The sequence below is a fragment of the Ruegeria sp. BG7 genome (assembly GCF_056535685.1).
In genome coordinates this window covers 120,995-136,983 of the sequence record NZ_JBQFIU010000002.1, presented here as the reverse complement: position 1 = coordinate 136,983, position 15,989 = coordinate 120,995, and the positions used below count along the sequence as shown (strand labels likewise).

Below are 15,989 nucleotides of genomic sequence, written 5' to 3'. Positions count from 1 at the left end.
CCGTGCGGCTACAGCTTTTGCACGCCATGCACTGTCAGCGTGCTGACCAGATCGGCATAGTCTTCGCGGGCTTTGGGGCCCGCGCCGGTATTCCACATATAATACCAGTTCAGCATCCCGAAGACCGACATCGTGGCACCGCGCAACTTGTCTTTGGCATTGTCGAAAGCGTCGGGAGACAACTCTTTGAGGATGTCGCGTACAAAATTCACCAAATCAAGCTGATAGCCCCGCAGAAGTTTCTGCTGATCGTCCGTCAGCGCGCTCATGCCGCTGATTTGTACACGGTGTTCGTCATCCGCTCCCTGATAGGCAAACAGGATTTCGCGCACCGCCTTGCGCAGCTTCTGCTCAGGGTTCAAACCGCTCAGATCCACGTTGCAGATCCGATCCCTTAACTCGCGCAGATAGGTTTCAAGGATGTCATACAGGATGGCATCCTTGCTGTCGTAGTAGTGATAAATGTTGGCCTTCGAGATCCCGCATTCCTTGGCGAGCAAAGTCATCGACGCGCGATCAAATCCCTGATCGGCAAACACTTTGGCCGCCGTTTTCAGGATCTGTTCCCGCTTTTGGTCGTGGTCTTTGGCGATTGTTCGGGCCACGGTTTATTCCTTATCGCGATTGTCGACGACGCGCTTCGCCTTGCCCTGAGAGCGTTCGACGTCGCCGGGGTCACCTACAACAATTTCCGTTGAAACGCCAACGACGTCCTTGATCCGCTTGGTCAGCATGCGGGCCGCCGCGGTTTTGGAGAGTTCGTCGGTAGAATCGATTGAGGATTCAACAAAGACCCGCATCGCGTCCATGCGGCCCGACTTATACAATTCGATCTGATAATACGGGGCAAGACCCCCCGTCGCCATGACCTGTTCTTCGATCTGGCTGGGGAAAACGTTGACGCCGCGCAGGATCATCATGTCGTCGCTGCGACCTGTGATCTTTGCCATCCGGCGCATGGAACGTGCTGTTCCCGGCAGCAGGCACGTTAGATCGCGCGTGCGGTACCGGATCATCGGCAACCCTTCCTTTGTCAGGGTTGTGAACACCAATTCGCCGGTTTCGCCGTCGGGCAAAACCTCACCAGACACGGGGTCGATGATTTCCGGCAGGAAATGATCTTCCCAGATCACAGGACCGTCTTTGGTTTCAACGCATTCATTGGCCACCCCGGGACCCATGATCTCGGACAGGCCATAGATATCGACCGCATGCATATCAAACGCGGCTTCGACTTCGGCTCGCATGGCGTCTGTCCAGGGTTCAGCACCAAACACCCCAACCTTCAACGAGCTTTCACGGGGGTCGAGACCGGCCTTGTGGAACTGCTCAAGGATATTGAGCATATAGGACGGTGTCACCATGATCCCGTCGGGCCGGAAGTCGTTGATCAGGTTAACCTGCTTTTCGGTTTGCCCCCCGGACATGGGAACAACGGTCGCGCCAAGGCGTTCAATTCCATAATGTGCACCCAGCCCACCGGTGAACAGCCCATAACCATAAGCATTGTGGACCATGTCGCCTTTGCGTAGGCCCGAAGCGCGCAGAGAGCGCGCGCCCAAATCCGCCCAGTTGTCGATGTCATTCTTGGTGTAACCCACCACGGTCGGTTTGCCCGTCGTGCCCGAGGACGCGTGCAGACGGATGATCTCGCTGCGCGGAACTGCGAACAAACCAAACGGGTAATTGTCACGCAGATCGTTTTTGTATGTGAACGGAAACTTCGAAAGGTCGGACAGTTGCTGTAGATCGTCGGGATGCACACCGGCTTCGTCAAACCGCTGTTTGTACATCGCAACGTTTTCGTATGCGTGGCGTACGGACCACTTGAGCCGTTCAAGCTGTGTGGCGCGAATTTCGTCGATTGAGGCGATCTCGATCGGGTCCAGATCCGCTTTGTTTGGGGATAGGTCTTCCATCGCGTCACTCCTCCAGTCGCGAAGCTATTCTTGAAAATTCTGACCGCCCACCGCGCGTGACATGCCGCGAAACTCAGCGATCAGAATGTTGTCTTGGTTTGTGACGCGAACGTCATAAATACCGCTGCGTCCGGACACAGTGACCTCTTTCGCGGTGGCTGTCAGACGGTCGCCTTTGCTTCCGGGGGCGAGGAAGCTGATCATTGTGTGTTGCGCGACGGTTGCCTTGTTTCGGCTATTGCAGGCAAAGGCGAAGGCGCTGTCGGCCAGAGCGTGGGTGACGCCCCCATGGCATGTGCCATGACCATTGCAGTGATGGCTGGCGACGGTCAGTGCCAGAACTGCGTGGCCTTCGTCAATCTCAACAAGCTCCATGCCAAACCATTTGCTTGCCTCGTCATTTGCCCACATTGCAGCGGCGGATTTTTCGGCGCGTTCTTTTGGGGTCATCCTCAACGTCCCTGAAAATGCGGTGCGCGTTTTTCGAGGAAGCTGGATACGCCTTCTGAGTAGTCTGCGCTTTCCCCGCAAGTTTTCATTGCGTCAGCTTCAATTTCAAGCTGATCTGATAGGGATGTGGTGGCCGCGGCTTGAATGCATTGTTTAGTCAAGCCCAGCCCGAGCGTGGGGCCGTTGGCCAATTGCGCGGCAAGCGTGCGCGCCTCGCTCATCAGTTGATCGTCGGGCAGTGCTTTCCAGATCAGTCCCCAATCCTCTGCCTGTTTGGCTGAAAGAGGTTGAGCGGTTAGCGCCAACCCCTTAGCGCGTGCCTCACCCAACAGGCGCGGCAAGTGCCAACTGCCACCCGTATCCGGTATCAGGCCGACCTTGGAAAAGCTCTGAATGAATTTGGCATTTTCCCCGGCCAGAACCATGTCACAGGCCAACGCCAGATTCGCACCTGCACCTGCGGCGACCCCGTTTACGGCGCAGATGACCGGGAACTCCAGGGACCGGATCAACCGGACCAGAGGAGCGTAAAACGTTCGTACCGTTTTGCTCAGATCCGGAGGGCCATCCATTTTGGATGGATCGCGATCGCCCAGGTCTTGACCTGCGCAGAACCCGCGCCCGGCACCGGTCAGCAATATCGCGCGGGCCCCGTTGTCGCGCGCGGTCTTCAACGCGTCTTGCAGGGCGACGTGCATGTCTTCATTGAACGCGTTCAACTTGTCTGGGCGGTTCAGGGTAATTTCAACCCAGTTCCCGTGGTCTTGTGCAAGTATCGTATCGCTCATGACTGTCTCTTCTGGCCTCATTTCAACTTAATCATTGCATTAACCGAACGGTTGGTCAATATATAAACCAGTACCGAATCTGGGCCGATCAAAAAGGGTTGTCGATGTTGCAGTCGTCGCTGGTGAGCGTTGAATTCAAGGGTGACGTGGCTTGGGTCACGGTCAACAACCCGCCAGTGAACGCGACCTCTACCGCAGTGCGGCGGGGGCTGTCCGACGCAGTTGATGCGGTTCAAGGTGCGCGCGTGGCGGTGTTGTGTTGCGCTGGCAGGACCTTCATCGCTGGTGGTGACATGTCCGAGTTTGATGTGCCGCCGATTGAGCCGCATTTACCGGATGTTGTTCAGAAGATCGAAGACAGCAAAGTGCCGTTTGTCGCCTGTATGCACGGCAATGTGCTGGGCGGTGGGTTCGAAATTGCCATGGCCTGCGCGTGGCGGATCGCAGCACCGGACACCGGTTTTGGTTTGCCCGAGGTCAATGTGGGGTTGATCCCCGGGGCAGGGGGCACCCAACGTTTGCCGCGTCTTGTGGGGATGCAGGCAGCAATCGACATGGCGTGTTCCGGGAAGATTCAGAAAGCTGATGCATTGGCGGCACTCGGGGGCGTTGATCTGGTCGCCGACGACCTATTGGATGCAGTTTCGGAATTTGTTGCCAACTTGCCCGAACGTCCACTGCCTGTCAGTCAGCGCACTGTACCGGACTTTGCGCCCGATCTGTTTGAAACAAGCCGTCTGGCGTTGCAGAAACGCGCGAAAGGGCAACAATCTCCGCTGGAAAACCTGAGCGCTCTCGGCTGGTCCGTTGAGCCATTCGCTAAGGGGCAACCGAAAGAACGCGCCCGCCATCTGGCCCTGCGCCAAAGCGCTGAAAGCCGGGCGTTGCGCCACGCATTCTTTGCCGAACGCACCGTGTCCAGACCTGCGTTGATCAAGGGCGCTACTGCGCGCGACATCACCCGGATCGCGGTTGTGGGCGGCGGGCTGATGGGCGCAGGCATTGCTACGGCCGCCCTGAATGGTGGATTGTCGGTCACTGTGATCGAGCAAAACGCCGAGGCCGCATTGGCGGCGAAGGGGCGGGTTGAATCTCTGCTTCAAGGCGCTGTTAAACGGGGCAGGATGTCCGAGGCGCAGCTGCGAGACCACCTGTCCAAATTCAAGGCTGCCCATAGCTATGCCGCAGCTGCGGATGCCGAGTTGGCTATCGAAGCCGTGTTCGAAAGCTTGCCCGTAAAGCAGGCGGTGTTTGCGGAACTGGCTAGATACATGAACCACGATGCCATCCTGGCCACGAATACATCCTACCTGAACCCGGTGAATATTTTTGCAGGTGTTGAAAACCAAACCCGCTGCATTGGTCTGCATTTCTTCAGTCCAGCTCATGTCATGAAGTTGCTGGAAATAGTGCACATGCCGCAGACATCCCCAGACACCGTCGCCACTGGCTTTGCGTTGGGTAAGAAGCTGCGAAAAGTTTCGGTTCTGTCCGGCATTTGCGATGGCTTTATCGGCAATCGCATGTTGGCCGCCTATCGGCGACAAGCCGACTATTTGCTGGCCGATGGGGCGCTGCCCTATCAGGTGGATGCGGCGATGCGGGCGTTTGGGATGCCCATGGGACCTTATGAGCTGCAGGATCTGACTGGTCTTCAGATCGCCTGGGCCAACCGGCAGCGCAATGCCGCAACTCGCGACCCAAACGAACGCTATGTGCCCATCCCTGATCAACTGTGTGAGATGGAGCGTTTTGGTCAGCGTGCGGGCAAGGGTTGGTATCGTTACGCGGATGGCGACCGCACACCGACCCGAGACCCTGAAGTTGAGGCTTTGATCGAAACCTATTCAGCCGAACAGGGCATCACCCGCCGGACTTTCACAGAACAGGATATTTCATCCCGTATTCTGGCGGTTCTGGCTAACGAGGGTGCCCTGATCATCCAAGAGGGTATCGCAGAGAACGCAGACGCTGTCGATATGGTACAAATCCATGGATACGGTTTCCCGCGTTGGCGTGGAGGGCCAATGCACTACAGCAACAAGATCGGTATCGAAGTATCTCACGCAATGATGCTGACAGTTGCAAACGAAAACCCTGGGTCGTGGCGCATCGCGGACCGTGAAGGGAACCATTAACATGTTGATGGTTACAAAAGCGACCATTAACGCATTCTTGACTCATGTTTCACTGGGAGGAGACAGAACCATGAAATTCACCAAGATAAGCACATTATTGGCGTCGGCCGCGTTGGCCGTTTCGGGCACAGTGGCACTGGCTGCGGATTATACGCTGACCATTTCAAGCTGGGCGCCGCCGACCCATGGCATCAATGCCAAGATGTGGCCGAAATTCGTCGAGATGGTTGAAGAGGCAACCGACGGTAAGGTCACGGCAGAACTCAAGCTGGGCATTGCGCCGCCACCGGCGCAGATGGACTTGATCATGGATGGTGCAGCTGATGCGTCGATCATCTTCCATGGTTACCAGCCGGGTCGCTTTGTCACCACCAAGATGATCGAACTGCCCGGATATGAGGGTTCGGCCGAGGACGCCTCGGTCGCTTATTGGCGCACCTATGACAAGTTCCTCAAAGAGGCAGACGAACATCGCGGTGTGAAGGTGATCGCTCTGCACACGCATGGCCCTGCCCAGTTACATTCCAGCAGTCCTGTGACCTCTCTGGATGAGGTCTCGGGTCTCAAAGTGCGTATCCCGGGTGGCGTTGGCGGGGACGTCGGCACGGCTCTGGGTGCGACCGGCATTCAGGTGCCTGCGCCGAAAGTCTATGAAACCCTGGCCTCGAAAGCTGCGGATGGGGTTGTGATGCCCTTTGAATCCCGCAAGGGCTTCAAGCTGACCGAAGTGGCGCAGAATGTTTACGAAGTTCCAGGTGGTCTTTATCGCGGATCGTTTGCCTTCATCATGAACGAAGACACTTTTGCCGATCTGCCCACCGATCTGCAGGCTGCTTTGGAAGAGAACGTCTTTGGTGAACCGCTGAGCCGTGAGATTGGCAAGATCTGGGACGAGATCGACGCTATCGGTCGCGAAGCAACCGAAACCACCGAGGGCAACGCGATCAACGCGGCCTCTGTTGAAGATCTTGAGAAATTCAACACCATTGCCGTCGATGTGCGCGCCAAGGTCATTGACGAAGTCAACGGCGCGGGTATCGACGCTCAGGCCGCTTATGACATGATCGTAAATGAAATGGCTTCGCAGTAATGCAGCCCGGCTGGCGGGTGTGACCCGCCAGCCATTTTCACCCGCTGGGGACCAATCATGCACTCACTCGTGACCTTTGCGCGACGCATCAGTGTCGTTCCGACGATGCTGGCCTGCGTGGCGCTATTCATCCTGATGGTGATGACCTTCTTCGACGTCATCCTGCGCTCTGTCTTCAACGCGCCAATCGAGGCTGCAACCGAGCTGACGCGGATTCTGATGGCGATCCTTGTCTTTTCGGTCCTACCGATAATCTCGGCCGGACGCGGACAGATCGCTGTGGACCTGACAGATGGAATTTTCGCACGTTTGCGGCTAAGCCGAGCGCGTGACGCGATTGTATTTCTGGTATCCGGTATCATGCTGATCTGGCCAATTCAGCGCGTGTGGGTGCTGGCAGAGCGGGCGCGGGATTACGGCGATGTCACCGAATACTTGTCGATCCCTGTCTTCTATGTGGGCTGGTTCATCGCCGCCTTCACCGCGATCACTGCTTTCGCGATGATCATCACCGGGATTTTGCACATTTTTGCCCCCCAAGCCTTGTCGGAGCACTCCTGATGACTGCCGCTTTGATCGGTTTTGCCCTTGTCCTTGTTCTGGTGCTGCTGCGCCTGCCCATAGTCTTTGCGATGGGCCTGGTCGGGACGCTTGGCTTTGCATACGAACGCGGTGGCAGCATCCTGTCCGAACGTGGGTTGAAGGCTGCGATGTCCATGGTTGGCCGCCAGATAACCGACACGGCCCAGGATTATGGGCTGTCTGTTGTGCCGCTGTTCATCCTGATGGGCCTGTTCGTCAACAAGGGTGGCCTTGCGCGTGAACTTTATGCGGTGTCGAATGCCTTCCTGGGCCATTTCCGCGGCGGCATCGCCATGGCAACGGTTGCGGCCTGTGGTGGGTTTTCTGCCATTTGTGGCTCGTCGCTGGCCACAGCGGCAACGATGTCCAAAGTCGCAATGCCGGAAATGCGCCGCTACGGTTACTCGGATGAGTTGTCGACGGCGTCGATTGCGGCGGGTGGAACACTGGGCATTCTGATCCCGCCATCGGTCATTCTGGTGATCTATGGCCTTTTGACCGAAACCTCGATTGGCAAGCTGTTCGTTGCGGGCATCATCCCCGGTGTGTTGGGCATCCTGTTCTATCTGCTGGCGGTGCGTTGGACCGTTTGGCGCAGGCCCGACGCCGGACCAGCAGGAGAGCGGCATGGCTGGGGCGAACGCCTTTCGGCGCTGCGCTCGGTCTGGGCCGTGCTGCTGCTGTTCTTCCTTGTGATCGGCGGGTTGTACGGGGTGTTTGACTTCTATCCGCTGAACCTGACCTTCAGCCCGACCGAGGCAGCTGGCATGGGCGCAATGGGTGCCTTCCTGATTGCGTTGTCTCGGGGTGGGCTAACCCTTGGTTCCACCTTTGAAGTGTTGAAAGAGACCAGTTTCACTGCTGCGGCATTGTTCTCGGTTCTGATCGGGGCGCAGATCTTTTCGAACTTCATCAACTTGGCCGGTCTGCCCGAAGCTTTGATCGCATTGGTCACAGCCTATGAGGTGGAGCCGTTTGTGGTGATCCTGATGATTCTCGGGATCTACATCATTCTGGGCTGTGTCTTTGAATCACTGTCGATGCTGCTGCTGACAGTGCCGATCTTCTTCCCGCTGGTGACATCGCTGGGTTATGATCCGATCTGGTTCGGTATTGTGGTTGTCGTCGTGACTGAGATCAGCCTGATCACTCCCCCAGTCGGTTTGAACGTGTTCATTCTGAAGGGTGTGGTGGGGGATGTCTCGACCGGGACCATCTTCAAAGGCGTCACACCGTTTTGGGTGGCCGATATCTTTCGCCTGGCGCTGATCGTTCTTGTACCATGGCTGGTGCTGGTTCTGCCTGAACATATGGGGGCGATGGGACACTGATGTTCTCGCTGACCGCACTTCCAACCGGTTTTCACGCAGACCCTTATCCGGCCTATGCTGCGCTGCGCGAAAACACGCCCGTCTGCTTTCAAGCCGATGGGTCTGTCATCCTGTCGCGCTATGACGATCTGGATCTGGTGTATCGGGACACAAAACGTTTCATTTCGGACAAGAAGGCGGTTTTTGGGCCGAAATACGGGGTCGACAGCCCTTTATACGAACATCACACGACCAGTTTGGTGTTCAATGATCCGCCTTTGCACACCCGTGTTCGTAAGGTGATGGTCGGTGCGATGAACCCGCGCGCGCTGGCGCAGATGGAGCCTGGCCTGGTGCAGCTTGTCGACGGCTTGCTGGACCAGATGCAGGCCAAGGGCTCTGTTGAGTTGATCGAGGATTTTGCCGGGGCCATCCCGATTGAAATCATCGGCAACTTACTGGGCATTCCCCGATCCGAGCGCGGCCCACTGCGGGATTGGTCTCTGGCCATTTTGGGCGCTTTGGAGCCTCAGCTGACCCGGGAACAAGAAGACTGGGGCAATTGCGCGGTGTCTGACTTCAAGGCATTCCTGCGCCACATCATGGATGATCGTCGCGCCAATCCAGGTGACCCGTCAACGGACGTGCTGACACGATTGATGCAGGATGACACCGATGGCGGGTTGACCGAGGTCGAGCTGTACCAGAACTGCATTTTCATCCTGAATGCTGGGCATGAGACCACGACCAATCTGATCGGCAATGCGCTGGAGTTGCTGGACCGGCACCGTGACAAGCGTGCCGAGTTGCTGGCCGACCCAGAGCTTATAAACACCGCCGTGGACGAGTTTCTAAGATTGGAAAGCCCCAACCAATTCGGCAACCGTTTAACCGCCGAGGATGTCATCTTCCACGGCCAAACCATTCCCGCTGGAACAGATATCCATCTTTGCATCGGAGCCGCCAACCGCGACCCGCGACAGTTTGCGCAGCCTGATGAAGTGATGTTGGACCGGCGCCCCAATAAACACCACGCCTTTGCAGGTGGACCCCACACCTGCGTTGGCCTGACCTTGGCCCGTATGGAGGGCCGCGTGGCAGTCGGGCGGTTTCTGGCCCGCTTCCCGAATTTTTGCATCACCGATGGTGCTGAACGCGGTGGCCGTATCCGGTTTCGGGGTTTCGCGCGATTGCCCGCGCAGGTTTGAAGGGTACGGTTTGTGGTGTTGCTGTGCAAAAATAACGACCGACCGTACGGTTAAAGATATGACCTCACACGTTCGACTAGGTGATGTGAGGATCCAGACACTGATGAGGAGACGCTCATGACCATCCAACAGATATCCAGCTTTGTCGCCGGTGCATGGGTGCCGCCTGGTGCCGGGGCGCGCACTATTGCCAGCGCCGTAACGGGCGAGGTCATTGCAACCGCAGGCAACGCGGCACTGAATGTGCAAGGAATGCTGGACTATGCGCGCGACGTCGGCGGGCCGGCCCTACGCAAGATGACCTTTCATGAGCGGGCCAAAATGCTCAAGGCGGTGTCGTTGCATCTGGGCCAGCACAAGCAGGCGCTCTATGATCTGTCTTTCAACACAGGCGCGACGCAGTCGGACCATATGATCGACATCGACGGCGGCATTGGCACGATGTTTGTCTTTGCCTCGAAAGGACGCCGGGAAATGCCGGATGGTCATGTCTATCTGGACGGTGATGTTGAGCAACTGTCGCGCAACGGGACGTTTTTGGGCCAACACATCTGCACCCCGTTGCACGGCGTGGCGGTTCACATAAATGCGTTTAACTTTCCGGTCTGGGGTATGTTGGAGAAACTGGCGCCAACTCTGTTGGCAGGTGTTCCTGCCATCGTTAAACCGGCGACGAATTCTTGCTACGTGACCGAGCTGTGTGTGCGGTTGATGTTGGAATCCGGTATTTTGCCCGCCGGGGCGCTTCAGTTGGTGTCGGGCGGTTTGGGCGACATGCTGGACCGTTTGACCCTGCAGGATGTGGTCAGCTTTACCGGCTCGGCAGATACGGCGTTGAAATTGCGATCCAACCCCGTGATCCTTGAAAACTCTGTACGGTTCGTCGCCGAACAGGACAGCCTGAACTGTTCGATTCTTGGCCCTGATGCCGTACCGGGTACACCCGAGTTTGACCTTTTCGTCAAAGAGGTCCAGCGCGAGATGACGGCGAAGGCTGGTCAGAAATGTACCGCAATCCGTCGGATCATCGCGCCAGAGGCGCAGGTGCAAGCCGTGATAGAGGCGTTGTCCGCACGGCTGGCCAAGACCGTTATCGGCGACCCAAGGCTAGAAACCACCCGCATGGGCGCATTGGTCTCGAATGGTCAGAAACGTGACGTTCTGGAAAAGGCGGCGATCATTGGCCAAGAGGCCGAGCGTGTCTTTGGCAACCCGGATGATTTTGAGGTCGATGGAGCAGATCCCGAAAAAGGGGCGTTCCTGCCGCCCATGCTTTACCATTGTGCCAACCCTGACGCGGCGCAGCGTGTGCACGATACCGAAGCTTTTGGTCCGGTCAGCACGGTCATGGGCTATCGCGATCTCGACCATGCGATTGAACTGGCAAACCGAGGACAGGGATCCTTGGTGGCGTCGGTCATCACGCATGATCCTGACGTGGCGCGTCAGGTCGCCATTGGGGCAGGGGCCTATCATGGGCGTTTGTACTTCAACAACCGTGACTCGATGAAAGAATCCACCGGTCACGGTTCACCTTTGCCTCATATGGTGCATGGTGGCCCCGGGCGCGCCGGCGGCGGCGAAGAGATGGGCGGCGTGCGTGGTGTTAAACACTATATGCAAAGGACAGCCATTCAGGGTTCACCTGATCTGTTGACCGCGATTGGAAAAAGATGGGTGCCCGGCGCGACCGAGGTCAAAGGCCCAGCCCACCCGTTCACGCGGCGGTTTCATGACCTTGCGATTGGCGAGACGATTCACACGGAACCCCGCACCATCACCATGGAAGACATTGAACACTTCGCCACTTTCACAGGAGATACCTTCTACGCCCACATGGATCAGGCCGCGGCGGAACGGAACCCATTCTTTCCGGGGCGCGTCGCCCATGGCTACTTGTTGCTGTCATTTGCCGCTGGATTGTTCGTCGAACCAAATGAAGGGCCGGTGCTGGCCAACACGGGCCTTGATGGGTTACGCTTTATGAAGCCGGTTGAAGCCGGTGACAGCATCAAAGTTCGCCTGACGGTCAAGGCCAAAACCAAACGCAATGATGAATATGGCGAAGTTCGTTGGCACGTCACGCTAACCCAGCAAGATGACGAACAGGTCGCAGAATATGAGCTGTTGACGATGGTTGCTTACTAGCTACTTGCATGCGTGCGATGGGCCGGATGGTAATTCCCTTCGGCCCGATTATACTTCGTGTATGAAAGACATCAGCCCTGATTGGTTCGAAACCTGTGTCAGTCAACTGACCAACACCGGCACACAGCGGGTGTGGTCAGTGCTGGTTACGATATTTGGAGATTTGGCGCCCAGCGGATCGGACCAGGTCAGCGGCAGCTTGATCACGGCGCTCACCAGTCTGGCCGGAATCAAGTCTGAGGCGACGCGTGTTGCACTACATCGGCTGCGGAAAGAAGGTTGGATCGAAAGTACGCGGGTGGGGCGCAACAGCGTGCACCGCTTGACGGATTTTGGTCGCAGCCAAAGTGCCGCCGCCGCGCCGCGTATTTATTCCCGTGAGACCGAAAAGCCCGACATCTGGCATGTGCTGATCGCCAGCAGTTCTGAAAGTTCCCGCAAAGAACTGTCAGATCTGATGCTCATTGGGGATTATATCTCTGTCAATGCCTCTATGGCCATGGCGCCGGGCCCGGTCCCTGATGGGCTGGAAGACCTTTTGGGGATTGAAAGCAGTGCCATATCAGTGCCCGATTGGATGCGGGATCTATGTGGACCTGAACCTCTGAAAGACGCGTACAGTCAGTTCTGGACCACACTTCAGTTCGTCGAACAGCATTTGCCCGCCAAGGGGATGGACGACCTCCTGCAAACTGCCGTTTTGCGTGTTCTGATCGTACATGGGTGGCGGCGGCTTATCCTGCGCCATCCCCCTTTGCCACCTGCCTTTCTGCCAGAAGACTGGAAAGGTGCGGAGTGCCGACAGTCCGTGGCGCAGCTGTTAGACAGGTTGCCTCGCCCGAACCTTGCGTCACTGGAAGCCGTATTGGGGGATTGATTCCGAGCGGGACGTGAGTGTCGCCCGGTCAGCTGAGTATTGTTGGGATCACCGCCCTAATCGGCCCCGAATATCGCAACGATAAAGTTCTGACTTTATATGTTACAAAAATGGTGAAAGTGGTCAAAAAAAGGTAACATAAGGCTTGCCTCGAATCGGTTGCTTTAATAAAAACCGACCAGACGGTTAATGAATACAGACGCGAACAGGAGACCTCGGACATGGACGCATTCATTTGCGACGCGACGCGTACACCGATCGGGCGGTATGGTGGCGCGCTGTCTTCGGTTCGCACGGATGATCTTGCGGCTTTGCCACTGGCGGCGTTGAAAGAACGCAACCCTCAGGTCGATTGGGCCAGCGTCGACGATGTGATCTATGGCGATGCCAATCAAGCTGGAGAGAGCAACAGAAACGTTGCACGCATGGCGGCCTTGTTGGCCGGGCTACCAATCGACGTTCCGGGCACAACGGTAAACCGTCTTTGCGCCAGCGGTATGGATGCCGTTGGAATGGCAGCCCGTGGCATCAAGGCAGGCGATTACGATCTGGCCATTGCGGGGGGCGTTGAAAGCATGTCCCGCGCACCGTTTGTGATGCCCAAGGCAACTTCGGCGTTCACTCGCAACAACGCGGTGTACGACACCACGATCGGATGGCGTTTCGTGAACCCGAAGATGAAGCAGGACTACGGCGTGGATTCCATGCCGCAAACTGCCGACAATGTGGCCGAAGACTATGGCATCAGTCGCGAAGATCAGGATGCCTTTGCTGCACGCAGCCAGGCACGGTGGGCGGCCGCTCATGCGGCGGGTGTTTTCAACGATGAAATCACGCCGGTTTCGGTGCCACAGCGCAAGGGCGACCCGATCATTGTGGATACGGATGAACACCCGCGTCCGGGAACCACAGCAGAAAAACTGTCGGGTCTCAAAGGGGTGAACGGACCGGAAAAGACCGTCACAGCGGGCAATGCTTCGGGTGTAAATGATGGCGCGGCAGCCATTCTGTTGGCGAATGAGGCGGCAGCGGCCAAGAATGGTTTGACCCCGATGGCCCGTGTGGTGGGCATGTCGGTTGCGGGTGTTGCGCCGCGTGTCATGGGCATTGGCCCGGTGCCCGCCAGCCGCAAGGTTCTGGCCCGAGCAGGGTTGAGCATCGAACAGATGGACGTGATTGAGTTGAATGAGGCGTTTGCCTCTCAGGGCCTTGCCACCCTGCGCGAGTTGGGCCTGCCGGACGATGCGTCCCACGTGAACCCCAATGGAGGGGCCATCGCTTTGGGCCACCCACTGGGCATGAGCGGCGCGCGTCTGGTGCTGACCGCAGCTTATCAATTGAAGCGAACCGGGAGTCGCTTTGCGCTCTGCACCATGTGTGTGGGCGTCGGGCAGGGCGCGGCCCTCATTCTTGAACGCGTGTAACGGAGGAGACGGGACATGTATGCTCAGATGGTTAAATCCGAAGCATCAAACGAAGATCCGGAGAAACTGGCAGAGTTTCAGGCGCGGATTGATGCCGATATCAAGATCGAGCCCAAGGACTGGATGCCTCAGGCTTATCGTAAGACCCTGATCCGTCAGATCGGTCAGCATGCGCACTCTGAGATCGTGGGGCAATTGCCCGAAGGCAACTGGATTACCCGCGCGCCGACACTGGAGCGCAAGGCGATCTTGTTGGCCAAGGTGCAGGATGAAGCCGGGCACGGGCTTTACCTCTACTGCGCAGCTGAGACGCTGGGTGTCAGCCGGGACGAGATCACCGAGATGCTGCTTGATGGGCGTATGAAATACTCGTCGATCTTCAACTATCCGACGTTGAACTGGGCCGATATTGGTGCTGTTGGATGGCTGGTTGACGGTGCGGCGATCATGAATCAAGTGCCGCTGCAACGCACGTCTTACGGGCCTTATTCACGCGCGATGATCCGTATCTGCAAGGAAGAGAGCTTCCATCAGCGGCAAGGTTACGACGCGATCCGCAAAATGGCCGAAGGCACGCCCGAGCAGCGCAAGATGGCTCAGGATGCGATGAACCGCTTCTGGTATCCGTCGCTGATGATGTTCGGCCCGTCCGACAAGGACTCGGTTCATTCTGCCCAGTCGATGGCGTGGAAAATCAAGATCAATACAAATGATGAGCTGCGTCAAAAGTTTGTCGACCAGACCGTGCCGCAGGCCGAGTATTTGGGCCTGACCATCCCCGACCCAGACCTGAAATGGAACGAAGAACGTGGGCACTATGATTTCTCAGAACCTGACTGGTCGGAATTCTTCGACGTGATCAAGGGCAATGGCCCGTGCAACGTGGATCGTCTGGCTGCACGCAACAAGGCCTGGGATGACGGGAAATGGGTGCGGGACGGTCTTTTGGCGCACGCCCGCAAGAAGCAATCCGGCAATCTGGCAGCAGAGTGAACCCAAGGAGGAAACCCGATGAACAACGAATGGCCCCTGTGGGAAATCTTTATCCGCGGCCAACACGGTATGAGCCACCGACATGTTGGATCGCTGCACGCCCCGGATGCCGAAATGGCAATCAAGAATGCGCGCGACGTCTATACGCGCCGTAACGAAGGCGTTTCGATCTGGGTTGTCGAGGCAAACAACATCTCGGCCTCATCGCCCAGTGATAAAGGCCCGCTGTACGAACCCAGCGAAAGCAAGGTGTATCGTCACCCGACTTTCTTTGACATCCCCGATGAAGTGGGGGCGATGTGATGACCCGGGATGAAGCATTCCTGCAATTCCTGCTGCGGATGGGAGACAACACTCTGATCCTCGGTCATCGCGTCAGCGAGTGGTGCGGCCACGCGCCGGTTCTGGAGGAAGACATAGCGCTAGCCAACACAGCGCTGGACCTGATCGGTCAGACCCAGATGTGGCTTGGTCTTGCGGGTGAGATAGAAGGTGGCAAATCCGCCGATGATCTGACCTTTCTGCGCGACGCCTGGGATTTCCGAAATATACTGCTGGTCGAGGTTCCGAACGGAGATTTCGGCCGCACATTGATGCGCCAGTTCCTGTTCGACGCCTGGCATTCGATCATGCTGGGGCGCTTGATGACTTCCTCGGACGAACGTGTCGCTGCAATTGCCGCCAAAGCCAGCAAAGAGGTTGCCTATCACCTCGAACGCTCGGGCGACACCGTAGTGGGGCTGGGCGACGGGACAGAGGAAAGCCATGCCCGTATGCAGGAAGCTCTCGATTATCTGTGGCCCTATGTCGGTGAGATGTTCGCAAGCGATGAAGTCGACGCCCAGATGGTCGCCGCAGGTATCGCACCCAATCCGACTGACTTGCGAGAAGAATATGACGCTTTGATCGGAAGGATCCTGACCCAGGCAACACTGAGCATTTCAGAAAGCCAGTTTGCCCATAAGGGCGGGCGTGACGGGCGCATGCATACCGAGCATCTGGGTCATCTGCTGACGCAGATGCAATGGCTGCAACGCGCCTATCCCGGAGCCAAGTGGTGAG

General features: G+C 57.3%; 15 protein-coding genes. 11 read left to right on the top strand and 4 right to left on the bottom strand.

The window, feature by feature from the left end; translation table 11 throughout:
• Positions 1–8: 8 nt before the first annotated feature.
• The 4 genes from ACR3EH_RS18605 to paaG are packed head-to-tail and all read right to left on the bottom strand — an operon-like array spanning position 9 to position 3,157.
• Positions 9–605, bottom strand: a complete 597-nt coding sequence (locus tag ACR3EH_RS18605) for a TetR/AcrR family transcriptional regulator (protein ID WP_171648067.1) — start codon at positions 603–605, stop codon at positions 9–11.
• Positions 606–608: 3 nt separating this feature from the next.
• Entirely contained in the window at positions 609–1,919 is a 1,311-nt protein-coding gene (paaK, locus tag ACR3EH_RS18600; protein WP_171187673.1) for a phenylacetate--CoA ligase PaaK, read from the bottom strand.
• 24 nt (positions 1,920–1,943) lie between these two features.
• Complete coding sequence (gene paaI / locus ACR3EH_RS18595) at positions 1,944–2,369, bottom strand: hydroxyphenylacetyl-CoA thioesterase PaaI (RefSeq protein WP_171187675.1); 426 nt, start codon at positions 2,367–2,369, stop codon at positions 1,944–1,946.
• Positions 2,370–2,371: 2 nt separating this feature from the next.
• Positions 2,372–3,157, bottom strand: a complete 786-nt coding sequence (paaG, locus tag ACR3EH_RS18590; RefSeq protein ID WP_171187677.1) for a 2-(1,2-epoxy-1,2-dihydrophenyl)acetyl-CoA isomerase PaaG — start codon at positions 3,155–3,157, stop codon at positions 2,372–2,374.
• 104 nt (positions 3,158–3,261) lie between these two features.
• Here paaG and ACR3EH_RS18585 point away from each other — a divergent pair, with 104 nt between their 5' ends.
• The 11 genes from ACR3EH_RS18585 to paaC all read left to right on the top strand — a co-directional run bounded on the left by ACR3EH_RS18585 (position 3,262) and on the right by paaC (position 15,988).
• Positions 3,262–5,295 (top strand): FAD-dependent oxidoreductase, encoded by a 2,034-nt coding sequence (locus tag ACR3EH_RS18585; RefSeq protein ID WP_171187679.1) that lies wholly within the window; start codon positions 3,262–3,264, stop codon positions 5,293–5,295.
• 70 nt (positions 5,296–5,365) lie between these two features.
• Entirely contained in the window at positions 5,366–6,385 is a 1,020-nt protein-coding gene (locus ACR3EH_RS18580) for a TRAP transporter substrate-binding protein (RefSeq protein WP_171187681.1), read from the top strand.
• 57 nt (positions 6,386–6,442) lie between these two features.
• Positions 6,443–6,946, top strand: a complete 504-nt coding sequence (locus ACR3EH_RS18575) for a TRAP transporter small permease (protein ID WP_171187683.1) — start codon at positions 6,443–6,445, stop codon at positions 6,944–6,946.
• A complete protein-coding gene (locus tag ACR3EH_RS18570) occupies positions 6,946–8,298 on the top strand; it encodes a TRAP transporter large permease (protein WP_171095159.1) in 1,353 nt (450 codons plus the stop codon). Before ACR3EH_RS18575 ends, ACR3EH_RS18570 begins: the two co-directional genes overlap by 1 nt.
• Positions 8,298–9,485: a cytochrome P450 gene (locus ACR3EH_RS18565; protein WP_171187685.1), complete on the top strand. Its 1,188-nt coding sequence runs from the start codon at positions 8,298–8,300 to the stop codon at positions 9,483–9,485. The genes ACR3EH_RS18570 and ACR3EH_RS18565 overlap by 1 nt, the downstream gene beginning before the upstream one ends.
• Positions 9,486–9,602: 117 nt before the next feature.
• Positions 9,603–11,633, top strand: a complete 2,031-nt coding sequence (paaZ, locus tag ACR3EH_RS18560; RefSeq protein WP_171187686.1) for a phenylacetic acid degradation bifunctional protein PaaZ — start codon at positions 9,603–9,605, stop codon at positions 11,631–11,633.
• 61 nt (positions 11,634–11,694) lie between these two features.
• Entirely contained in the window at positions 11,695–12,510 is an 816-nt protein-coding gene (locus ACR3EH_RS18555; protein WP_171676292.1) for a PaaX family transcriptional regulator C-terminal domain-containing protein, read from the top strand.
• Positions 12,511–12,731: 221 nt separating this feature from the next.
• Positions 12,732–13,934: a 3-oxoadipyl-CoA thiolase gene (pcaF, locus tag ACR3EH_RS18550; protein WP_171676293.1), complete on the top strand. Its 1,203-nt coding sequence runs from the start codon at positions 12,732–12,734 to the stop codon at positions 13,932–13,934.
• Between the two features lie 15 nt (positions 13,935–13,949).
• The gene (gene paaA, locus ACR3EH_RS18545) at positions 13,950–14,927 is read left to right on the top strand and encodes a 1,2-phenylacetyl-CoA epoxidase subunit PaaA (protein WP_171187691.1); all 978 of its coding nucleotides are present in this window, start codon (positions 13,950–13,952) and stop codon (positions 14,925–14,927) included.
• An 18-nt stretch (positions 14,928–14,945) separates the two neighbouring features.
• Entirely contained in the window at positions 14,946–15,230 is a 285-nt protein-coding gene (gene paaB, locus ACR3EH_RS18540; protein ID WP_010437865.1) for a 1,2-phenylacetyl-CoA epoxidase subunit PaaB, read from the top strand.
• Complete coding sequence (gene paaC / locus ACR3EH_RS18535; RefSeq protein WP_171676295.1) at positions 15,230–15,988, top strand: 1,2-phenylacetyl-CoA epoxidase subunit PaaC; 759 nt, start codon at positions 15,230–15,232, stop codon at positions 15,986–15,988. The genes paaB and paaC overlap by 1 nt, the downstream gene beginning before the upstream one ends.
• Position 15,989: the final 1 nt, after the last annotated feature.